Origin of the sequence: Streptomyces olindensis (genome assembly GCF_040645895.1) — a bacterium.
Taxonomy (GTDB): domain Bacteria; phylum Actinomycetota; class Actinomycetes; order Streptomycetales; family Streptomycetaceae; genus Streptomyces; species Streptomyces olindensis.
Window position 1 is genome coordinate 172,199 of record NZ_JBEYZD010000002.1, and the last position, 22,511, is coordinate 194,709.

Consider the following 22,511-nt stretch of genomic DNA (forward strand, 5'->3'; position numbering starts at 1 on the left):
CGGAACGGCGCAAGGGGCGTGTCGGGGGGTGTCCGCCCGCAGCGGTTGGCGCGTCAACGAACAGTCAGTCGGCGTCCGACCTCATCGCGCCATTCCGAGGACGGACACCCCCCGGCGCGGCCCCGACCCACAACCCGGCGCAGGCGAAGACGCGCACCCCCACCGAAGCAGCCACAGCCCACCACAGGCACCCCGCCCCACCGCCGGAGGCGACAAGCCACCCCGCCCCACCGCCGGAGGCACCCGTCACTCCGTCACATCCACCACATACCGATTCGTCTCCACCCCCGCCGCGGTGACCACCTGCACCTCCACCCGCCCCGGCTCCACATCCGCCGGCACCGGCACGGTCAGCAGCGTGTCCGTCGGATTGCGGAAACCGCCCGGCACCGGCACCAGCGGCACATGGACGTGCACCGGCCCCACCCGCACGACCATCCGGGCCAGCCGGTCGGCCGCCTGCGCGCCCGGCGGTACGAAACCGGCACCCCGGATCTCGATGTCGTCCCCCGTACGGATCGGCGCGTCCAGGTCCCCCGCCTCCCGCGCCCGCACGACGGAGAGGATGACCGGCCGCCCGCCCTCCGCGTACTTGCCCGCCAGGTACGTCGCCGCCGACACCAGCACCACCACCGCCAGCCCCCACGGCAGATCCGGCAACTGATCCGGCCGCCTGGCCAGCCGTACCGCCGCGAAGACCAGGGCGACCCCGCTGATCACGACGTACTGGATGTCGGCGAAGGTGCCCCGCCCGGAGTCGTCGGTCAGCAGGTCGGCGGCGCGCGGCCGGTCGGCGCGCACCTTCTGCAGCCGCTGCCCCAGGACCCGCAGCCCGACCACCCGCCGCACGAGGACGGCGATCCCGCACACCACGGCGAGCACGGTCACGACCCCGGCGCCGCGGGCGAGTTCCAGCCCGGAGATCAGCGCGTCCCGCTCCCGGTGCCGGGAGGCGGCGGCGAGCCGCCCGGCCAGCACGAGCACCGAGTACGCCACGAAGAGCACCCACGCCGCGGCGACCGTACGGGAGGTGGACAGACGGTTGTCCTCACCGATCACGGGCGCCAGCGCACCGCCCTTCGCCCGGTGGAACCACGAGGCCGCGGTGAGCGCACCGGCCACCACCAGCGCCGCGGCCAGCCCGGCCGTGCGCGCCGACGTCCAGCCCGCGCCGACCGCGGTGAGGGCCTGCCCGAGCAGCAGCAGCACGACGACGGCCCACACCACACCCGCCGTGCGGCGCCACAGGCCGGTCAGCCAGGCCTGGCCCTCGGCCCGGCCGCGTTCGGCGACGAGTTCCGCGGACTGGGCGAGTTCCTCCGAGACCCACTGGCGGGACGCCGAGGCGGAGTGGGCCACGGCGGCCGGCAGCCCCTGCCCGGCCGCGAACTCGTCACGCCGGCGCAGGAACGCGGCGACGGCGCGCCGATGCCCCTCGCGCGCCCCGTGCGGACAGTCCCCGCAGGCGCATCCGCCCCCGTGGGATGCACCCGGTTCCACACCGTGGCCGGACGCGTAACCACCCCCCTGGCCAGGCACGTGACCAGCGGCGTAGCCACCCGTGTACCCGCCCGTATACGCACCGGCACGCGCACCCGCGTCCCCGCCGCCCTGCCCCGTCTCGCGCACCGCCACGCCCGACGCCCGCCTTCCCGCGACCCAACCACCGCCGGTCTTCCGGACCCCGGAAACACCGCTGTGCAACTCCCGTGCGACGAGGACGAATTGTGCCCTATACCACCCAGTCCGCGTCCGCCCGCTCTGGTCAACACGAGTGAAGTTCGGCGTGCCGGGTTGACCTGGCTGCGAGAATTCCCCTATGGCCGAGCTCATCCAGCGTGACGGGACCTGGGCCTTCGACGGCAGCACGATCAGGATCACGCCCGGTCTGCACCGCTCCGTGCCGCTGTTCCGGCAGACGTACGGAGAGGTCGCGGTGCCGCTGGAGGCGGTCGCGGGGGTCGTCCTGGAACCCGAACGCAGGCGTGGCCGGCTCCGGTTGCGGCTGCGCGAGGGAGCCGACCCCCTGCTCCAGGCCACGGGCGGGCGGCTGCCGGACGCGGCCGATCCGTACCGGCTGTCGGTGGAGGTCGACCGGGCGGGGGTCGCCGAGTACGTCGCCGAGGAGATCCGCCGCGCGCTGCTCCTGGACCGGATACCGAAGGAACCGGCGAAGGCGTACCTGCTGCCCGGCCCGCCGGTTCCGGTCTCGGTGCGCTCCTCGGACGGGACGGTCTCCTTCGACAGCTCACAGGTGCGGATCGACTGGAGCGACACCTCCGAACGGGTCAAGCGCGCCACCGGCCCGCGGATCATCAACCTGGGCGACCTGGTGCGGGTCGAGTGGCTGCCGAACTCCGGTCATGAGGACGGCTTCCTGCGCTTCGTGACCCGCGAGACGGTCTTCTCGAAGCTGCCGCCGGAGAAGGACCCGTACGCCCTGGACCTGTGGGGCAGCACGCGCCGCGATCTGCTCACGGCGCTCGTCGCCACGGCGGTCACGGCCCGGCTGCCGCACCCGTCGTCCCGGACTCCGGAGGAGAGCGACGGGCACGGTCACACCTCCCGCCCGGCTCCCGCGCTGCCCGCCACCGCCGACCACCACGACGTACTGCTCCGTCGCCTGCGTGAGTTGGGGCGGTTGCACAGGGACGGAGTGCTCACGGACGAGGAGTTCGCACGAACGAAGGCAGTGGTACTGCGCGGCTTCTGAAGCGACAAGCAACAGACGACAGACGACAGACCCTAGCCCAGCAGATCCGGCTCGCTCCGGCAGACGTCCTGCCACATCGGCTGGTAGTTGATCCACGCCACCAGGTCGCCGCCCAGTTGCTCCCGCGTCGCCACCGCCATCCGGTGGTCGATGCGGACCGGCCGCCCGGCCGCCTGCGCCGTCAGCTGCACCTGGCAGGACCGCTCCATGGACACGAACCACCAGGCCGCCGCGTCCACCGAGTCGCCGACGGTCAGCAGCCCGTGGTTGCGCAGCACGAGCGCCTTGCGGGAGCCGAGCACGGCCGCGATGCGCCGCCCTTCCTCGGCGTCGACGGCGACACCGGTGTAGCTGTCGTAGAGGGCGTGGTCCTCGTAGAAGGCGCAGCTCTCCTGGGTGATCGGCTCCAGCAGGTCGCCGAGGGCCGCGAGCGCCCGGCCGTGCACGGAGTGGCAGTGGGCGACGGCGACCACGTCGGGGCGGGCGGCGTGCACCTGGGCGTGGACGGTGAACGCGGCCTGGTTGACGTGGTGGCCGCCCTCGACGACCTGGCCGTCCTGGTTGGCGAGCACCAGGTCGCTCACGGTGACGTGCCGGAACGGCATGCCGAACGGGTTGACCCAGAAGCAGTCGCTGTACTCCGGATCGCGGGCGGTGATGTGCCCGGACACGCCGTCCTCGAAGCCGAGCCGCCCGAAGATCCTCAGGGCGCCGGCGAGCCGCTCCTTGCGGTGCCGGCGCTCGTCCTCGACCGACTCGTGCATCGGCGGCATCGCGAACCGCAGTCGGTCGGTGGGCAGCGGCAGGGGCGGGGTGGGCCCGTGCATAGGTCCTCCAGCGCTGGTTCTTCGTACGGGGCGGAAGCTACCGCCGCTCGGCCCGCGAAGGACAGAACCGTTTCGTAAAGATGAAACGAGCGCCCCTGCGAGCACCCTGCACACTCCCTTGTGCCCCCGGGCTCCCCGACCCCACGAATAGCCGACAGAAGATGTCCGGTTTCGGAGCCAGACTCTCCGTATGACAGCGAACTGGGCGGCCTTCGCCACCGCCGAACCGGACCTGGCCGGCACCGTCGAGAAGCGCTTCGGCGCCTACACGCACCACGTCATCGCCACGCTCCGCAAGGACGGCTCGCCCCGTACGAGCGGTCTGGAGGTGCGGTTCCTCGGCGGCGAGCTGTGGCTCGGCATGATGCCGAACTCCCTGAAGGCGCTCGACCTGCGCCGCGACCCGCGCTTCGCGCTCCAGACGAACCCCGGGGAGGGCACCGGCATGGGCGGCGGCGACGTCCGGATCAGCGGCCGGGCGATCGAGGTCGACGACGTGGAGACGAAGGCCGGATACGTCGAAGAGGTGGAACCGCCGGAGCCGTTCCACCTCTTCCGCACCGAGCTGACGGAGGTCGTGAGGACCTCCATCGAGGACGACACCTACCTCGTCGTCCAGGTCTGGACGCCCGGCGCGCCCCTGCGCACGATCAAGCGCACCTAGCGGCGACCCGGAGGGTCAACCGGTCACTCCCACTCGATGGTGCCCGGCGGCTTCGACGTCACGTCGAGGACGACGCGGTTGACGTCGCGCACCTCGTTGGTGATGCGGGTGGAGATCCGGGCGAGGACGTCGTACGGCAGGCGCGACCAGTCGGCCGTCATGGCGTCCTCGGAGGAGACGGGGCGCAGGACGATCGGGTGGCCGTAGGTGCGGCCGTCGCCCTGGACGCCGACGCTGCGGACGTCCGCGAGGAGGACCACCGGGCACTGCCAGATGTCCCGGTCGAGACCGGCCGCCGTGAGCTCCTCGCGGGCGATGGCGTCGGCCTCGCGCAGCAGGTCCAGGCGCTCCTTGGTGACCTCGCCGACGATGCGGATGCCGAGGCCGGGGCCGGGGAACGGCTGGCGCTGGACGATCTCCTCCGGCAGGCCGAGCTCCTGGCCGACCATGCGGACCTCGTCCTTGAACAGCTTGCGCAGCGGCTCGATGAGCTTGAACTCGAGGTCCTCGGGCAGGCCGCCCACGTTGTGGTGGGACTTGATGTTGGCGGTGCCGGTGCCGCCGCCGGACTCGACGACGTCCGGGTAGAGCGTGCCCTGGACGAGGAACTCCACCGCCGGGCCCTCGTCGGCGATGATCTCGGCCTGGGCCTGCTCGAAGACGCGGATGAACTCGCGGCCGATGATCTTCCGCTTCTCCTCGGGGTCGGAGACCCCGGCCAGCGCCTTGAGGAACCGCTCCTCGGCGTCCACGACCTTCAGCTGCACGCCGGTCGCGGCCACGAAGTCCTTCTCGACCTGCTCGGTCTCGCCCTTGCGCATCAGGCCGTGGTCGACGTACACGCAGGTCAGCTGGGAGCCGATGGCCTTCTGCACGAGGGCCGCGGCGACCGCGGAGTCCACACCGCCGGACAGGCCGCAGATGGCGCGCTTGTCGCCGACCTGCTCGCGGATGGCGGCGACCTGCTCCTCGATCACGTTGCCCGTGGTCCAGGACGGGGTCAGGCCCGCGCCCCGGTAGAGGAAGTGCTCCAGCACCTGCTGCCCGTGCGTGGAGTGCATCACCTCGGGGTGGTACTGGACGCCGTAGAGCTTCTTCTCGTCGTTCTCGAAGGCGGCGACCGGGACGACGTCCGTGGAGGCCGTGACGGAGAAGCCCTCGGGGGCGGCGGAGCAGGCGTCGCCGTGGGACATCCAGACGGCCTGCTCGGCCGGGGTGCCCTCGAAGAGGGTGGAGGCGGACCTGGAGACGTGCAGGTCGGTGCGGCCGTACTCGCGGGCGCCGGTGTTGTCGACGGTGCCGCCGAGGGTCTGCGCCATCAGCTGGAAGCCGTAGCACATGCCGAAGACGGGGACGCCGGCCTCGAAGAGCGCGCGGTCCAGGCGCGGGGCGCCCTCTTCGTAGACCGACGAGGGGCCGCCGGAGAGGATGATCGCCGCGGGGTTCCTGGCGAGCATCTCCTGGACCGGCATGGTGCTCGGCACGATCTCGCTGTAGACCCGCGCCTCGCGGACGCGACGGGCGATGAGCTGGGCGTACTGCGCGCCGAAGTCGACGACCAGGACGGTGTCGGCGGCGTTGGCAGCGGGAGTCGCTGATGACACGGGGTGCCTTCCGGCGGTGGGGCGGGGGTCTTGTGCCACCCGATTCTACCGAGGTGCTCGTGGGGAGCGTCCCGCCCACGGATCGCCCGGGCTCCGGCCCCGGCATCTCACCATGCGAACCCGTTTGGACACCGCACCGGCCCGGGGCATACTGAGCCCCATGCTCACGCACCCGACCTTCCGCTTTACCTATGGCACCCGGCCCGCCGGCTGCCATGGTCGTGCTGCTTGAGCAACTGACAAGCGACTTCCCAGGCGCCCCGGGCCGACAAGGCCCGGGGCGCCTGTCGTCGTCCGGGCCCTGTCGCCTCGGGGCACCCCTTGACGACGAGGAGCCCCTCAATGACCGCCATCGACGTGACCGGCGCCCGTACCCCCGAGGCCGCCGACGTGATCACCGGCGCGCGCGAGCGGATCGACGCGCTCGACGACCGGATCATCGGCCTGATCCAGGAACGGGTGGCCGTCTCCGCCGTCATCCAGGAGGCCCGGATCGCCTCCGGCGGCCGGCGCGTGAACCTCTCCCGCGAGATGGAGGTGCTCGGCCACTACAGGGAGGCGCTGGGCAAGCCGGGCACGGCGCTCGCGATGACGCTGCTGGAGCTGTGCCGCGGCAAGATCTGACCACGCGACGCCGCGACCGTGTTCGTGCCGCCGTGATGACGCCGCGAGGCGGCCCGGGGCATCCGCGTTCGCGGGAGCGTTCGCGGGACACACGTCCGCACCGCCCTCACCCGTACGGCGCGTGACCGTCCCCCGCGCCGCCTCGTTGGTCCCGGTGTCCGTGCCAGCCAGGCGCGGGCCCGAGAGAACCACGCGTGGCTCACTGGAGCGATGAGACGTGCGGATCGTGCCGTGCGTCGTGGGACCTCGCTCCAGGGATGTGACCGGACGGCAGGGGACAGCAGCCCGGTCACCCAAGAGAACGGTCGGCTCCGGGGACGCCCGGGGCCGACCGGCGGACCTTGCAAAAATGCACAAGGCTGGGTCAAACGGTTGCGGGCGCCGCGTTCATCCAGCACGATGCGTACACAGCCCAAGTCCCTCGGCGGGCACCCGCATTGCCCGACTGCCAGAGGTCGAGACCAGCGGCGCAACCCCCCGGCGCCGCTTCCAGGCACCGGCGCTGCCCTGACGTCGGTGCTGACGAGAAGAAGGGCCCCGCGGCTCCACCCCGCGGGGCCCTTCGCTCTGCTCAACGAGCCCTTCGCCCTGCTCACCGGGCCCTTCGCTTGCTCAGGTCCGGGTCACCGTCCCGCAGTCGCCGCGGTCGCCGTCGTCGATGTCCTTGCTCCGGTCGTACGGGTCCGTCGCCGGGCCGCTCGGGGCCGCGCCCGTCGGGGCGGTCGAGGAGAACTCCGGGTGCAGATAACCGTCGTAGACGAAGCAGGAGGAGTTGCCGATCTCCTGGTCGTACTCCAGGAGCAGCAGCCGGCCCCGGGTGACCTGGTACCGCGCCGGATCGGCGAGTTCGACCTCGACGACCCGGCGCACGATGGTGCGGGTGACCTCGGTCGGGCCGTCCGCCCGCACGACGGGGTAGACGAAGGTGTAGTCGGCGCGCACCGCCACGCCCCCGTGCTTTCCCTTCTCGAACGTCATGCGGCCGCGCGTCTTGATCACGTCGCCGACGGGCCGTACCTCGTCGGGGTCGAAGCGGCTGAACAGCGTCACCGGGTCGTGCTCGCGGCTCGGGGAGCGCAGGGCGGTGCCGAGTTCGTCGAGGAGCTCCGGCTGCTTGGGGTCGAGCACGGCGAGGGCGGACTCGGGGCGTCCGCCCCGTACCGTCTTCGGGTCGAGGTTGGCGCCGACCAGCAGCTTCTTCGTCAGCTTCAGCGCCTGTTCCACGCGGTCCCGGGAGACCGGGCCGACGGCCTTCGCCGCCGGCAGGACGATGCCGGCCTCGCCGTCGGCCCAGCGCAGGGCCGGGGAACCCGCGAACGGCTCGTCCAGGGTGGGGGTGTCGGGGTCCGGCGCCGCGGGCGGGGCGGTGGGCGCCGTGGTCTCGGCGGGCAGTGGCGAGGCCTCGGCAGCCTGGGACTCCCCGGTGCCGAAGGGGTCGCCGGGCAGCAGCGACGGCTTCAGGGCCACCACCGCCACGGCGACGGCGACGGTCACGCCGAGGGCCGTCCCCAGCTTGCGCCGCCGGGCCGCACGGCCGTTCATCTCCTGCCAGGCCGGGCCGGTACGCCACCCTGGAGGCACCTCGCCCCTGGCCTGCTGCTCGCGCAGCCGCTCGGTGACCATGCGCGCCCGCGCGGACGGCTCCTTGCGGGCGGAGGAACGGATGTCGCGCTCGGTGTCGCGGGTGAACTGCTCCCAGACGTCGTCGGGGAGCTGCGAGGCCGACGGCTGATCGTCGGACGGCTTTTCAGACACGAGGTCCAGATCTAAGCCGGTGGCGAGCGCCTTCACAAGAAGGTCTTGAGTGTGACTCAGCCCACATAAGAATTCTGTGAATGCCAGCGCAACCATTCACAGGTTTCACGGATCAAACCTCGCGAACCAAGGGCCACACCCGCGCCCCACACGCGGAGGCCTCCCCCAACGTTCGTACCGCATCCCGCGGTACGCCGGACTTTCCGAGGTCTTCATGAAGCTTCGCCGCGCCATGGCAGCAGCGGCCGCCACGGCGGTCATAGCCCCGGTGGCACTGCTCGCGGCACCGGCCGCGTACGCGACCGACGAAACGACGCCCACGCCGAGCGCGTCGGTGAGCGAGTCCGCTCCCGAGACGTCTCCCTCGCCGTCGGTGAGCGAGTCCGCTCCGGAGACGTCGCCGTCACCGAGCGCGTCCGCGAGCGAGTCCGCTCCCGAGACGTCGCCGTCGCCGAGCGCCTCCGCGACCGAGTCCTCCCCGTCGCCCTCCGCGTCGGAGCCCGAGGAGTCGGAGTCCCCGGACCCCGAGCCCTCGATCTGTGAGGACACCAAGGTCGACGTCAGCATCTCCGGTCTGCCCGGCAAGATCGCGGCGGGCAGCGGCTGGCACAAGTTCTCGCTGAACGTGCTCAACAACTCCGACTCCACGCTGAACGACCTCGACTTCTTCGCCGGGGCCTCCCCCGACAAGAACGGCGAGGAGCTGTTCTCCAGCAAGCAGGTCAAGCTCCAGGCCTGGGACCCCCAGGACGAGATCTGGGTCGACCTCAACGAGGGTGGCTACGCAGTCGGCTACGTCGGCTACACCGACGAGCTGAAGCCCGACTACGAGGTCAACATCCCGCTGCGCCTCAACGTCAGCAAGTCCGCCCCGGTCGGCGCCGGCTTCTCGCTCGGCGCGACGATCTACGGCGACAACGACGCCGAGTGCACCGGCTTCGGTGACGTGTCGTACAAGTTCCAGATCGTCTCCGCCGGTACGGACACCGACGGCACCAAGCCGCAGGAAGGCGGCAAGGCGCCCGTCACCGACGAGAAGCCGAGCGGCAGCACGCCGGAGGTCACCGGCAGCCTCGCCGAGACCGGCTCCAGCTCCGCCCTGCCGATGATCAGCCTCGTCGGCGGTGCCGCGGTCGTCGCCGGTGCCGGTGCGATCTTCGTCGTGCGCCGTCGCAAGGCCGGCGTCCAGGCGTAAGCCGTAGCGGCCGGCAGGCCGTTGCACCAAGCAGAAGAGGGACCTGCGCTCGGAGGGGGGTGCAGGTCCCTCTTCTGCTGTCCGCTGCCGGTCAGCTCTTCGGCGGCACCGACGGCAGTCCCAGGAACGGCAGCCGCAGCGCGCCGAACGCCTCCGCCGGCACCGCCGGGGACTTCGGCTCGACCGGCTGCAGACGCTCGTAGGCCGTGCCCTGCTTCGGCCGCGGGTCGGGCTCGCCCTTGTTGGGCCAGTACGACATCGCCCGTTCGGCCTGCGCGGTGATGGTCAGGGACGGGTTGACGCCCAGGTTGGCGGAGACCGCGGCGCCGTCGACGACCGAGATGCCGGGGTGGCCGTAGAGGCGGTGGTACGGGTCGATCACGCCGGTCTCGCGGGAGGAGCCGATCGGGCAGCCGCCGAGGAAGTGGGCCGTGAGCGGGGTGCCCATCAGCTCGCCGACGTTGGAGCCGGCGAAGCCGTTGATCTCGGCGGCCAGCGCCGACGCGCTCTGCGTGGCGGCCTTGATCTGCTTGGGGTTGGGAGCGCCGTGGCCCTGGCGGGCGGTGAGCAGGCCGCGGCCGGCGCCCGACGGCTTCAGGTACGTCGTCAGGGAGTTGTCCAGCGACTGCATCACCAGGCCGATGATGGTCCGCTCCGACCAGCGGCGGTTGGACAGGGAGCGCAGCACCAGCCAGGGGTGTTTCGCCGCGTGGGCGAGGAAGCCCAGGACCCGTGAGGTGCCCGAGTTCGTCCCGGCGTAGGGGACCTGGAGGATGGACAGGCCGCCCATCGAGTTGGAGCCCTTGCCGTAGCGGACCGGCTCGATGTGGGTGCTGGCGTCCGGGTGGATCGAGGACGTGATGGCCACGCCCCGGGTGAAGTCGACCTTCGGCGCGCCGTGGGCCTTGCGGTAGCGCCGGTCGTCGGTCTGGGCGCCGACCAGCGCCTCGGAGTTGGTGCGGGTCAGCTCGCCCAGCCTGTCCGAGATGTACGGCAACTGGCCGCCCGCCTTCATGCGGTGCAGCAGGGTCTGGGTGCCGTAGGTGCCGGCGGCCAGGACGACCCGGCGGGCCGTGTAGGTGCGGCCCTTGCCCTTGCGGCGGTCGTCGGTGGGGAGGGTGGCGACCGCGTACCCGCCGCGCGAGTCGTCCGTGACCGAGACGACCGTCGTCAGGGGGTGGACGACCGCGCCGGCCTTCTCGGCGAGGTACAGGTAGTTCTCGTTGAGGGTGTTCTTCGCGCCGTGGCGGCAGCCGGTCATGCACTCGCCGCACTCGGCGCAGGCCCTGCGGGCCGGTCCCGCCCCGCCGAAGTACGGGTCGGGCACCTCCTGGCCCGGCTTGGCCTTCGCCGTGCCGTCGGCGTCCTCGCCGTCGCCGAAGAAGACGCCGACGGGGGCGAGGTGGAAGGAGTCGCCGCAGCCCATCCGCTCCGCGGCGGCCTTCAGATGGACGTCGGACGGGGTCATGGTCGGGTTGAGCCGTACGCCGAGCATGCGCCGGGCCTGGTCGTAGTACGGCTTCAGCTCCTCCTGCCAGTCCGTGATGTCACGCCACTGCGGGTCCTCGAAGAACGGTTTCGGCGGGACGTAGAGGGTGTTGGCGTAGTTGAGGGAGCCGCCGCCCACGCCCGCGCCCGCCAGGACCATGACGTTGCCCAGCAGGTGGATGCGCTGGATGCCGTACATGCCGAGCTTCGGGGCCCAGAGGTAGTTCTTCAGGTCCCAGGAGTTCCTGGGGAGGGTCTCGCGGGTGAAGCGGCGGCCGGCTTCGAGGACGCCTACCTGGTAGCCCTTCTCCGTGAGGCGCAGGGCGGTCACGGAGCCGCCGAAGCCGGAACCCACGACGATGACGTCGTAGTCGTAAGCGTCCTGAGGCACGTGCCGTCTCCCCTTCGAGTGGTGCCGTGCGGGTGGTTTAGCGGAACCTGAACGCCTTCATCAGGCGGAGGCTGCGGCTCATGAACTGGGCGTACTTCTCGTCGTCCATGCCCAGGGAGGGGGCCATGGGGAGCACGCGCTGGTGGGCGACCGTCTGGGCCTCGGTGTACTTGAGGATGCCCTCGGAGCCGTGGCGGCGGCCGAGGCCGGAGTCCTTCATGCCGCCCATGGGCGACTGGACGCTGCCGTACGCGGGGGCGTAGCCCTCGTTGATGTTGACCGTGCCGGTGCGCAGGCGGGCGGCGACCTCGTGGCCGCGCCGGGCGTTCTTCGTCCAGACCGAGGAGTTCAGGCCGTACGCCGTGGCGTTGGCGCGTTCGACGACCTCGTCCTCGCTCTTGAAGCGGTAGACGGAGACGACCGGGCCGAAGGTCTCCTCCGTGCAGACGGACATGTCCGTGCCGACGCCGTCGAGGATCGTGGGCTCGAAGAAGTACGGGCCGATGTCCGGGCGCGCCACACCGCCCGCGACGACCGTCGCGCCCTTGGCGACGGCCTCCTCCACGTGCCGGGTCACGGTCTCCAGTTGGCGTTCGCCGACCAGGGACCCCATGTCGGCGCCGTACGCCAGGGACCTGCCGAGGCGCATCGCCTTGGTGCGGGCGGCGAAGCGCTGCAGGAAGGCGTCCGCGATCGACTCGTGGACGTACAGCCGCTCGATGGAGATGCAGAGCTGGCCGGCGGAGGAGAAGCAGGCGCGCACGGCTCCGGCCGCGGCCTTCTCGATGTCGGCGTCCTCCAGCACCAGCATGGCGTTCTTGCCGCCGAGTTCGAGGGAGACGCCGACCAGCCGGGCGGCGGCGCCCCGGGCGACCTCGCGGCCGGTGCGCGTGGAGCCGGTGAAGGAGACGTAGTCGGCGTGCCGGACGACCTCGGGGCCGACGACCGGTCCCTCGCCGAGCACGACCTGGAAGACGTCGGCGGGCAGACCGGCCTCGATCAGCAGGTCGCGGGCCCACAGGGCGGTGAGGCAGGTCTCCGTGTCGGGCTTCATGACGACCGCGTTGCCCGCGGCGAACGCGGGGAGCGCGTCGCCGACCGACAGCTCCAGGGGGTAGTTCCACGGGGCTATCTGCCCGACCACGCCACGCGGGTGGCGCAGTTCGATGACCTTCGTGAGGGTGGGCATGGCCCCGGCGTGCCGCTTCGGCCGGAGGTAGGCGGAGGCCCTGCGCCCGTAGTGCCGGGCGGCGACCGCGACGGCCTGGACCTCCTCGTGGGCGTGCAGACGGGCCTTGCCGGTCTCCAGCTGGATCAGGTCGAGCACCTCGGCCTGGCGCTCCAGCACCAGGTCGTGGAAGCGGAGCAGGACGGCGGCGCGCTGCCGCACCGGGGTCTGCGCCCACACCGCCTGGGCGGCGCGGGCCAGTTCGAAGGCCCTCGCCACGTCCTCGGGCGTCGACTCGGGGAGGTCGGCCAGCTTCTCACCGGTGAACGGCGTGTGGTTGGCGGTACGACCGGAGCCGGCCACGCCCTTGGTGAGCTGGGCGACCAGCTCGGGGGTCACCACGTCGGCGGCGGTGCGGGCGCCCTCCGGGGCGGGGGCGAGGGGGTTGGTGCCGGTCTGTGCCGTGCCGGTCTCTGCCGTCTTCTCGGCGGCCTGCGCGTCCGTCATGAGGCGCAGGGTATGTCGCGGCGGAGCCTTTGGGTACCCGTCGGTAATACGGCTTCACCGACTGCACACACGACGCCAGTGGCTGCTGGCAACAAACGCGCTGATCAGGGCGTGGGGCGGTGACGGGCCGGTGTGATTCAGCCTTCCACGATTCGGAGGCGGTCCCGGGCGCCCTGGAACAGCGAGGTGCCCTCCTTCTCCTCCGGGGCGCCCTTGGGCATGTCGACGCGCAGTTCGTACATGCGGTCGCCGTCGGTGCGGATCATGACCTGCATGACCCGGCGGGGGGTCTCGTCCCGGTGGTAGGTGGTGTCGGCGACGGCGGCGTCGTAGGCCTGGACGGTGGTGCGGGTGTACTGCGTGCGGGCCCGCTCGCCCCAAGTGGCGGGCGCCTTGCGGGTCTCGTCCAGCGGGGAGCCCGGGGCCTTGTCCCACAGGAGGAGGCGGACCTCGATGGTGCCGCCCCGCGCGTCGCCGTAGAGGGCCATGCGGGGCTGGTCGGTCGCGCTGCCGGCTTCGGCGAGCCGGCGGTAGCCGGCGGGGAGGTGGAGCACCGCCGACAGGTCCGGCTCGCGGTGCGCGGTCCAGGTGCCGCCGGGGCCGGGGGCGGTGGGGGCCGGCGTGGTGTCAGTGGGGTGTTCGGCGGTCCCGGCGCTGCCGGTGTCGGCGAGTTGGGCCACCGTCCCCATGCCGCCGACGAGCAGCGCACCCAGCAGGGCGAGGGGGCCGGGGCGGGGGTGGTGGTGCTTCGTCGGCGCTGTCGTTCCGCCGGCGAGTCGTGGCGTCCCCGTCTCCTCCCGCGCCTGCGGTATGCCCTCTCCCGCCTCCGGGATGTCCTCTCCCGCCTCCGGTATGTCCTCGGGCTCCTGCGCCCGCCCGGGCACCGGCTCCGTCTCGGGCCGTCGTCCGGCCACGGCCTCCAGCGCCTCCGGGATGTCCTCCTCCTGCGCCACCCCGGGCACCGGCTCCGTATCCGGCCGTCGTCCGGCCACGGCCTCCAGCGCCTTCGCGACCTCCTCGGCGTCCGGCCGCTGTCCGGGGTCCCGCGCCAGCAGCCGTACGATCAGCGGCCCGAGCGGTCCGGCCTGCTCCGGTTCGGGCGGCTCGGCGGCGAGGATCGCGGCGCGCGTGGCCTCCGGCGTGGTCCGGCGGAACGGGGACGCGCCCTCCACCGCGGCGTACAGCAGGACGCCCAGGGACCACAGGTCGGAGGCGGGCCCGGCGATCCGGCCGGACATCCGCTCGGGGGCGACGAACTCCAGCGAGCCGACGGACTCCCCACCGGCCGTCGGGGAGTCCTCGCCCTGCACATGGGCGATGCCGCAGTCGGTGAGGACGACCCGGTCGGTACCGCTCTCCAGCAGCACGTTGGCCGGTTTGACGTCCCGGTGCACGATGCCGACGGAGTGCGCGGCGCGCAGGGCGCCGAGGACCGCGAGGCCGATGCGGGCGGCTTCGGGCGCGTCGACCGGGCCGCGCCGGAGCGTGTCGTGCAGGGACTCGCCCCGGACCAGTTCCATGACGATCCAGGGGAGTCCGTCGAGCGCCTCGGCCGCGTCGAGTTCGTCGGGGCCCGTGGGCCGCGGGCGGTCGTCCGGCCGCTCGGCCTCGACGACCACGTCGTGGATGGTGACGGCCGAGGGATGGTCGACGCGGGCGGCGGCGCGGGCCTCGCGGTGGAGCCGGTGGGCGGCCCGCCGGTGGCCCTCGTCCTCCGGGTCACCGGGCAACCGGGGCTGCTTGACGGCGACTTCGCGCTGGACGAGCTCGTCACGGGCCCGCCAGACGGTGCCCATCCCGCCGGAGCCGATGCGCTCGGTCAGCCGGTACCGCCCGCCGACCAGCCGGCCCTGGGCGCCCAGCCCGCCCCCCTCGTTGCTCATGCCCCATCAGTACCCTGCGAAGCGGGGGATTGTCGACGCGAGCCGGTGCCGGGCGCCGGTTCAGGCCCCGTCGATGTCCAGGTTCGCGATCGCCGTTCGCGCCACCTCGCGCCCGCGGTCCGTGAAGTCGCCCTTCCCCGGGTAGCTGACGGTGAGTTTGTACATGTCGCCGCCGGAGGTCCGGTAGTAGAACATCCGCAGCTCGCGGGGTCTGGGGTTCTCGCTGTCGTCGGTGTCGTAGGTGACGGTGTTCTCGGCGGCCTTCTTCCCCCGGTAGGTGGTCACCTTGGGGTCCGTGTCCGGGTTCTCCGGCATGTCCAGGCTGTAGTTGCCGCTGTCCTTGAACTTGCTGTCGTCGTCGTACATCTCGGCAGCCGCGGAGCCCGCGATGGCGCTGCCGGTGTCCTCCGCCTTCCTCTCCAGGGTCAGGCCGATCCAGATGCCGCCGCTCCAGTCGGTGTACGTGACCCAGTGCCCCTGGTCGGTCTTCCCGTCGGGCACGGTCCGCTGGTAGCCGTCGGGGACCGCCAGCGACGCGGCGAGGCCCTTCTCCTGGCGGACCTTCCAGCCCTCGGGCAGCGGCCCGGCGAACGGGTCCGCGACCACCAGGTACACCGTCACCGCCACGGCGACGACCGCCGCGCCGAGCCCCGCCCACGCCGTGCGGCCGAGCCGGACGCCCCGTCCGCCACCGCCCGCGCCGGGCGCCCGGTCGGCCGGGGCGGCCTGGGCGGCCTGGGCGGCCTGGGTGGGCAGCTCGGCGGGCGGGTTGGCGGCCGCTTCCAGCAGGGCCCGCACCCGCGCGGCGTCCGGTCTGGCGGCCGGGTCCTTGTGCAGCAGGCCGTTGATGGCCTCGGCGAGCGGGCCCCGGGCGGACGTGGGCGGTGCGGGCGTGGCGTTGAGGACGGACTGGAGCGTGGCGGGGGTGTTGCTGCGGCGGAACGGCGAGACGCCCTCCGTCGCCGCGTACAGCACCACGCCCAGGGACCACAGGTCGCCCGCCGGGCCCGGGCGCTGGCCCAGCACGCGCTCGGGCGCGATGTACTCGGGCGAGCCGACGAAGCCGCCGGTGTCGGTCAGACTGGTCTCGCCCTCGATCTGGGCGATGCCGAAGTCCGTGAGGACGACCCGGCCGTACCGGCCGAGGAGCACGTTGTCCGGTTTCACGTCACGGTGCAGGATCCCCGCGGCGTGCGCGGCCTCCAGCGCGCCGAGCACCTCCAGGCCGATCCGGGCCGCCTCCCGCGCGGGCAGGGTGCCCTCCTGGAGCGCGTCTCCCAGCGAGCGGCCGCGCACCAGCTCCATCACGATCCAGGGCCGGTCGTCGACGACCGCGACGTCGTGCACGCCGACCACGGCCGGATGGTCGAGCCGGGCCGCGGCACGTGCCTCGCGGCGCATCCGCTCGAAGGCGTTGGCGCGTTCGCGCTCGGGAAGGTGCTCGGGGACGCGGGGCTCCTTGACGGCGACCTCCCGGTCCACCGTCTCGTCCTTGGCGCGCCACACCGTGCCCATGCCGCCGTGCCCGAGCTTGGCGATCAGCCGGTAACGTCCGGCGATGAGGCGCCCGGCCCCGGGATCCATGGCGGTCGCCACCGCTGCCGCCGGCTGGGGCGGCACGACCTGGGTGGGCGTCGCGTACGGATTGCCGGGTACCGGTTCCGGCGCCTTCGGCGGTTGCAGAACAAAACTCGTCGGCTCGTCGGCCCCGGGTCGGGCTCCCCCATCGCTGCTCATGGGCTCATGCCTATCGCGCCAAGCGCTTCCGTTTCCACAAGGGACGCGAGCGGTCACAGACCCGTGACTCTGCGGCCGCTCAGCCGCGCCCGGGGGTGCTGGGGGTGGCGGACCGGGTCGTGGGCGTCCCGGGTGCCGAACTCGTCGGCACGGGGCCGCCGTCCCCGTCGCCCTCGCCCCTGAGCAGCGCCGCCGCGGAGACCCCCGCCCCGGCCATCGCGGCGACGAGCAGCGCGGCGACGAGCACCCGCCGCGTGGGCTGCCGGAGGAACGGCTCCTCCCGCGGGCCCCCCGGGACGGACACGTCCGCCGCCGGCCCGGGCGGTTGCCGGTCCGCGCTGTCCTGCGGCGGTGCGAAGGGCCGTCCGCGCGGCGCTTCCCGCTCCGCCGGCGCGTACCCGGGCGGCGGCGCCTGCGGCGTACGGCCCGTGTCACGGAAGGCCCGCAGCATCCGCTCCGCCCGGTCCGCGTCCAGCCGCCGGTCCGGATCGCGTTCGAGCAGTCCGCGTACGACGGGCATGAGCGGCCCGGCCTGCGCGGGCGGCTGGATGTCGCCGACCACGACCGCGTGCAGGATGCCGCCCAGCGAGTCGCGGTGGAACGGCGATTCCCCGCTCAGCGCCGCGCAGAGCAGCGCGCCCAGCGACCACAGGTCGGACTCGGGCCCGGTCCGGGCCCCGGACATCCGCTCGGGCGCGGTGTACTCGGGCGACCCGACGAAGGAGCCGTTCTCGGTGAGCGTGGGGACGCCCTGCACCTGGGCGATGCCGAAGTCGGTGAGGACGACCCGGTCGGTGCCGGTCTCCAGCAGCACGTTGTCCGGTTTGAGGTCGCGGTGCAGCACCCCGGACGCGTGGGCGGCCCGCAGCGCGCCGAGCAGGGCGATGCCGATGCGCGCGGCCTCGGCGGCGTCGACCGGACCGCTGCCGGCGAGCCGGTCGGCGAGCGAACCGCCCTCGATCAACTCCATGACGATGTAGGGGCGTTCCTCGTACTCGACGACGTCGTGGACGACGATGATGTGCGGATGGCTCAGCTGGGCGACCGCCCGGGCCTCGCGCAGCGTACGGTCCCGCTGCCGGCGCGCCTCGGCCGCCGAGAGCGTCTCGTCGTAGGGGAGTTCCTTGACGGCCACGCCCCGGCCGAGCAGTTGGTCGGTCGCCCGCCAGACCACGCCCATGCCACCGCGCCCGAGTCTCTCCTCGAGCCGGTAACGGCCCGCGATGACACGCATGTTGTGCCCCTCGGTCCCCATACGGCCATCATGCCCCACCGGACGGGACCACTCCGGGGCGGCGACCTGCGGGTGGCCGAAACAGACGGCCCCGGGTCAGGAACCCGGCCGCGTCAGGAGGTCTTCTCCTGCCAGCCCTGCAGCAGCGAGGTGAACTGCTTGCGGGCCTTCGCCCAGTCCGAGGCCGGCGCGGACATGTAGAGCGCGTACTCGGTGCCGTCGCGGGCGATGTACGTCTCCTCGATGGCGCGGCGCGGCCCGGGGAACTTCGTGTCCTTCGCCTGCGCGGTCCAGGTGTACTCCCACACGGCGCTCTCCCGGTCCCGGTAGATGCTGCGCTTCAGCGTGAGGCGCTTGTAGTGGACCAGATCCTTGAGCTGCTGTTCCAGGTCGAGCTGGTGGGCGTACGGGTCGCCGAAGTCCGGGGAGGTGTCGACGGCGATCCGGACGAAGTGCCGGCCGCCGTCGGGCGTGTAGTCGATCTGCTTGAGCTCGCCCTGCGGGCCGAAGGGCTGGCGCTTCCAGCCCTTGGGCAGGTAGAGGCTGAAACCGGCGGGGTCGTCGCGGCGGGTCCAGCCGTCGGGCACCGATCCGCCGGGGTGTGCCGTGCTCTGCGGGGCGACGGTCGAGCCGGACTCGGCGCCCGTTGTCCGCCGGCCCTCGTTCCACTGCTGCAGCACCACGGCCGTGCCCCCGCCGATGATCGCCGCGAGCGCCACGACGAGGGCGAGCGTGCGCAGCCGGCGGCGGCGTCCCGAACCGGCGGGCTGCGGCCCGGTCGCCGTCGGGGCGGCCAGGGTGGGGTGGCCCGCCGGAGTGCCGGCCGTGGGCGTCCCGGCCGTCGGTGTCCCCGCGGCCGGGGTGCCGGCCAGCGGCGGGAGCGGCGTGCGGGTGTGGGACGCCGAGTGGGAGCCGGCCGGGCCGGTGCCGCTGTGGGCCTCCTGGTACGACGACGTCCCTGCGTACTGCGTCGTCCCTCCGTACTGTGTCGTCTTTCCGTACTGGGTCGGGACGTACGCCTGCGCCGTGCTCGGCCGTCGTCCCTCCGCCGCCTCGGCGAGCATCCGCTCGGCCTCGGACGGGTCGGGCCGGGTGGCGGGATCCTTGCGGAGCAGGGCGGTGATGACGGGCGCGAGCGGACCGGCGTGCTGGAGCTCGGCGGCCTCCTCCTCGACCACCGCCTGCATGGTGGTCAGCGGGGTGGTGCGGCGGAACGGGGACCGGCCCTCCACCGCCGTGTAGAGCGTGGCGCCGAGCGCCCAGAGGTCGGAGGACGGGCCCGGGTCGTGGCCGCGCACGCGTTCGGGGGCCAGGTAGTCGACCGAGCCGACGACCTCTCCGGTGCGGGTGATGGTCGTGTCGCCCTCGATCTGGGCGATGCCGAAGTCGGTGAGCAGGACCCGTCCGTCGCGGCCGAGCAGGACGTTGCCCGGCTTGACGTCGCGGTGCAGGACGCCGGCGGTGTGCGCGGCACGCAGGGCCCGCAGCACCCAGAGACCGATGCGCGCCGCCTCGCGCGGCTCGACGCGCCCCTCCTCCTTGACCGCGTCGGCCAGTGAGCGGCCCTCGACCAGCTCCATCACGATCCACGGGCGGCCGTCGTGCTCCAGCACGTCGTGCACGGTGACGACCGCGGTGTGGCTGATCCGCGCGGCCGCCCTGGCCTCCGCCCGGGTCCGCGCCAGCAGGATCGCCTGCTCGCTCTCGGAGACGTAGAGGGCGGCCGTCAACTCCTTGATGGCCACGGACCGGTGCAGCACCTCATCATGTGCACGCCATACCCGGCCCATGCCGCCACTGCCGATGGAGTCGGCCAGCCGGTAGCGGCCCGCGACGAGCAGGCCCTGCATCTGATTCACGTTGCCCCGCAATGGTCTTGACAGGGTCAGCGTAAGGACCTGCCCTTCCCCAGGGAACAAGCGGGGTACCACGGTGACCGCACTGTGACGGTTGTCGCCGTACGGGACAGGAGTGAACGGTGAGGTGAACGCCGACGCGCGCCGACTGCCTCAGACGTTCATTTGGTCGCCCGGTACGTCGCCGCCGCCTGCTCGTACAGCCGCGTCACCTCGTCCCGCTCGGCCTCCGGGCCGCGCACCTGGACCACGTGGTACCGGCCGTCGACCAGCATGGCGAGGTTGCGCACGTACAGCTCGCCCCCGTCCTCACCGGTCCAGGTGAACTGCCCCTCGGCCATGGTCCGGCCGCCCACCTCGATCGTCTTCAGGCCCGTGGAGGTGGCCCAGCTGGAGTCGCGGTACGGCTGCAACTCGCGCTCCCGCTCCCGCTGGTAGGCCATGGGGTCGCTGCCGTACTCCGACGCGCTGTCCCGGCCCGGTACGACGATGAGCTCGAAGTCGCCCTTCGTGTAGACGACCTGGCCGCTGCCGTTGCGCGGGGCGCGGTCCCAGCCCTTGGCGACGGCGACCTGGAAACCCGCCGGGTCCTTGCGCAGCGTGAAGCCGTCGGCGACGTCGGGGCCGGTGGTCTGGGTCTCGCTGGAACCCGCCGACGTGGACGGGCTCTTCTCGGGCGCGGGCGAGGTCTGGTCGGGCCGCGGCTCGCTGCTGGCGTCCGGCTCGGGCGCGCGACTGACCTCGCCGGCGGCACCGGTGCGGTCCGCGCCCTCCGCGCCGCCGCCGTCCGACTTGGGCATGAAGAGCATGGCGTAGGCGATCGCGGCGGCCATCGCGAGCAGCACCAGCAGGAGCAGGGTGCGGCCGAGGCGGTGCGGCGACCGGGACTCCTTGGCTCGCTTGTGCCGCCCGTGGTGCGCGGGCAGTCCGGCCCGCCGCCGGCGCACCAGCTCGCCCCGGCGGCGTACGACGGGCAGCCGGCTGGCGTCGGCGGGCGGGGCCGGGACGACGTGCACCCCGGCCTCCGGCTCTGGCGCCGAGCGCACCAGCGACCGCAGCCAGCCGCGCAGCTCCTCGAAGTCGAGCCGCTCGGTCGGGTCCTGACGCAGCAGCGACTCCACGACCGGCCGGAGCGGCCCGCACTCCTCGGCGTACGCGGGCGGTTCCGCGCACACCATCTGCACCAGCTCGGCCGTCGACTCCTCCGGGTAGGGCGCGTGCCCTTGCACGGCCCTGAAGAGCAGCGCGCCGAGCGCCCACAGGTCGGTCGCCGGGCCGATCGGCGCGGCCAGCTGCCAGTTCTCGTGGACGGGTCCGGCCTGCTCCGGCGCCCAGCGCTCGGTCACGGGCCCGACGACCGCCATCCGCGCCTGCCGGGCCCGCTCGGCGGCCAGGGCGGTGGCCGGACCGCGCCGGGGGGCGGGGGTGTGGGCGACCAGGTCGTCCCACCGGGTGGTCGCGGAGTCGTCCGAGGCCGGGGGGAGGGCCGCTTGCTCCTGGTCCCGCGCCGGGGGCGCGCCGCCCGTTCCGCCGCGGGGTGTGGCGCCGTGCCAGGCGGTCGTACGGGGGCTGCCGCCCACGCCGTAGGGGTCGGCTATCCGCCCCGGCGGGGCCGACTCGGGTGCCGTGCCCTGCCCGGGGATGTACGGCGACTGCGCCGAGCCGTTGCCGTGCGGCGCGGGCCCGTTGTCCGGGGCGGGGCGGGCACCGGGCAGCGCCGCCCGGCCGTTCTGCTGCGCCTCCTGGACGCGGGCGGCGGCCCGGGCACCCGCCCGGTAGGCGGCGATCGCCCCGGCGCGCGCGGCCCGCGGGTCCGAGCTGTCGTCCACGCTCCGGCGCGCCGGCACGGCCGGTCCTCCGCCGGTGGCGGCTCCGGCCGCCGGCAGCCCCCTGGCCTCCCGCGCCTCTATGGCGGCCCGCCGCGCGGCCTCGGGATCCCCCGAGCCACCGATCCCTCCGGAGCCGCCGGCACCGACCGGACCACCATGGCCGCCGATCCCGGGGCCGCCGACACCGGGGCCACCGCCCCCGCCCGGGCCACCGACCCCGCCCGGGCAGCGTCCGCCGGCCGGACCGCCCACGCCGTCGACCAGCCCGGCGGAACCACCGGACCCTCCCGGGCCACCGGCCGGACCCGGCCCCTGCTCCGACTCATCGAAGGGGGGAGGCGGCACCGGGTCGTACCCGCACAGCGCCTCTTCCGCCGCTCCCACGGCCAGCCCCGTCAGCATCACCCGCCCGTCGTCGCAGACGAGCACCGTCCGCGCGGTGATGTTCCGGTGCACCCAGCCGTGGGCGTGCAGCACCCGCAGCGCCATCAGCACGTCGGAGGCCACCTCGGCCGCCCGGTACGGCGTCAGCGGCTTCTCGGCGAGCAGCGCCGCCAGCGGCCGCGCGGCCACCAGCTCACTGACGATCCACAGCGAACCGCCCTCGGCGAACACGTCGAAGACCTGGTCGAGCCGGGGATGGTCGGGGATGGCCGCCGCTGCCTGCGCGGCCTCGACCGCGCGGCGCACCACCGGATCCGCGGGCCGCCGGGTGCCCGGACGCGCGCCGGGGCGCCGCGCACCCCCGTCCCGTGCCGTGAAGCCGTCGGGCAGGCCTTCCGCATCGAGGACCTCCGCCTCGACCACCTCGGGCAACGGCACCTGCCTGACCAGGACTTCCTGTCCGCTGTAGGTGTCGAAGGCGCGGGTCTCGGTGAGTTCGTACTCGTCGGACGGCGGCAGCGGCAGGCGGTAGCGGTCGGCGAGCACCCGGCCCGCATAGTCGTCCACGTTGCCTCCCCCGGCAGCCTGGTCGGTCACATCCGTTCGCCCCACGGTCCGTTCCGGCTGCGTACGGTCCGCAAACATTTACGAT

At 73.3% G+C, this 22,511-nt stretch carries 15 protein-coding genes; 4 read left to right on the forward strand and 11 right to left on the reverse strand.

What is annotated here, in order from left to right; all coding sequences use genetic code 11:
- Positions 1–246: 246 nt before the first annotated feature.
- A complete protein-coding gene (locus tag ABZ948_RS01900) occupies positions 247–1,500 on the reverse strand; it encodes a hypothetical protein (protein ID WP_359756329.1) in 1,254 nt (417 codons plus the stop codon).
- A 319-nt stretch (positions 1,501–1,819) separates the two neighbouring features.
- On the opposite strand from ABZ948_RS01900, the gene ABZ948_RS01905 reads away from it, so the two are divergent.
- A complete protein-coding gene (locus tag ABZ948_RS01905) occupies positions 1,820–2,713 on the forward strand; it encodes a DUF4429 domain-containing protein (protein WP_359756330.1) in 894 nt (297 codons plus the stop codon).
- A gap of 32 nt (positions 2,714–2,745) precedes the next feature.
- On the opposite strand, the gene ABZ948_RS01910 is transcribed toward ABZ948_RS01905, so the two are convergent.
- Positions 2,746–3,540 carry a class II aldolase/adducin family protein gene (locus ABZ948_RS01910; protein ID WP_359756332.1) on the reverse strand — a complete coding sequence of 265 codons (795 nt, stop codon included), beginning with the start codon at positions 3,538–3,540 and terminating at the stop codon, positions 2,746–2,748.
- A 190-nt stretch (positions 3,541–3,730) separates the two neighbouring features.
- On the opposite strand from ABZ948_RS01910, the gene ABZ948_RS01915 reads away from it, so the two are divergent.
- A complete protein-coding gene (locus ABZ948_RS01915; protein ID WP_359756333.1) occupies positions 3,731–4,204 on the forward strand; it encodes a pyridoxamine 5'-phosphate oxidase family protein in 474 nt (157 codons plus the stop codon).
- 23 nt (positions 4,205–4,227) lie between these two features.
- Here the strand turns inward: ABZ948_RS01915 and guaA are convergent, their stop codons facing one another.
- A complete protein-coding gene (gene guaA / locus ABZ948_RS01920) occupies positions 4,228–5,808 on the reverse strand; it encodes a glutamine-hydrolyzing GMP synthase (RefSeq protein ID WP_359756335.1) in 1,581 nt (526 codons plus the stop codon).
- Between the two features lie 342 nt (positions 5,809–6,150).
- Between guaA and ABZ948_RS01925 the strand changes: the two genes are divergently transcribed.
- Positions 6,151–6,432 carry a chorismate mutase gene (locus ABZ948_RS01925; protein ID WP_359756337.1) on the forward strand — a complete coding sequence of 94 codons (282 nt, stop codon included), beginning with the start codon at positions 6,151–6,153 and terminating at the stop codon, positions 6,430–6,432.
- 612 nt (positions 6,433–7,044) lie between these two features.
- Here ABZ948_RS01925 and ABZ948_RS01930 read toward each other — a convergent pair.
- The gene (locus ABZ948_RS01930; RefSeq protein WP_359756339.1) at positions 7,045–8,187 is read right to left on the reverse strand and encodes a hypothetical protein; all 1,143 of its coding nucleotides are present in this window, start codon (positions 8,185–8,187) and stop codon (positions 7,045–7,047) included.
- Between the two features lie 214 nt (positions 8,188–8,401).
- Here ABZ948_RS01930 and ABZ948_RS01935 point away from each other — a divergent pair, with 214 nt between their 5' ends.
- Complete coding sequence (locus ABZ948_RS01935) at positions 8,402–9,382, forward strand: LAETG motif-containing sortase-dependent surface protein (protein WP_359756340.1); 981 nt, start codon at positions 8,402–8,404, stop codon at positions 9,380–9,382.
- Between the two features lie 91 nt (positions 9,383–9,473).
- Here ABZ948_RS01935 and ABZ948_RS01940 read toward each other — a convergent pair whose 3' ends face one another.
- The 7 genes from ABZ948_RS01940 to ABZ948_RS01970 all read right to left on the reverse strand — a co-directional run bounded on the left by ABZ948_RS01940 (position 9,474) and on the right by ABZ948_RS01970 (position 22,426).
- A complete protein-coding gene (locus tag ABZ948_RS01940; protein WP_359756341.1) occupies positions 9,474–11,261 on the reverse strand; it encodes a GMC family oxidoreductase N-terminal domain-containing protein in 1,788 nt (595 codons plus the stop codon).
- 37 nt (positions 11,262–11,298) lie between these two features.
- Entirely contained in the window at positions 11,299–12,936 is a 1,638-nt protein-coding gene (locus ABZ948_RS01945; RefSeq protein WP_359756343.1) for a succinic semialdehyde dehydrogenase, read from the reverse strand.
- Between the two features lie 137 nt (positions 12,937–13,073).
- Entirely contained in the window at positions 13,074–14,819 is a 1,746-nt protein-coding gene (locus ABZ948_RS01950; protein WP_359756344.1) for a protein kinase domain-containing protein, read from the reverse strand.
- Between the two features lie 60 nt (positions 14,820–14,879).
- The gene (locus ABZ948_RS01955) at positions 14,880–16,556 is read right to left on the reverse strand and encodes a serine/threonine-protein kinase (RefSeq protein WP_359756346.1); all 1,677 of its coding nucleotides are present in this window, start codon (positions 16,554–16,556) and stop codon (positions 14,880–14,882) included.
- 79 nt (positions 16,557–16,635) lie between these two features.
- Entirely contained in the window at positions 16,636–17,790 is a 1,155-nt protein-coding gene (locus ABZ948_RS01960) for a serine/threonine-protein kinase (protein WP_359756347.1), read from the reverse strand.
- A 113-nt stretch (positions 17,791–17,903) separates the two neighbouring features.
- Positions 17,904–19,640: a serine/threonine-protein kinase gene (locus ABZ948_RS01965; RefSeq protein ID WP_359756349.1), complete on the reverse strand. Its 1,737-nt coding sequence runs from the start codon at positions 19,638–19,640 to the stop codon at positions 17,904–17,906.
- Positions 19,641–19,807: 167 nt separating this feature from the next.
- The gene (locus tag ABZ948_RS01970) at positions 19,808–22,426 is read right to left on the reverse strand and encodes a serine/threonine kinase C-terminal domain-containing protein (RefSeq protein ID WP_359756351.1); all 2,619 of its coding nucleotides are present in this window, start codon (positions 22,424–22,426) and stop codon (positions 19,808–19,810) included.
- Between the last annotated feature and the right edge of the window lie 85 nt (positions 22,427–22,511).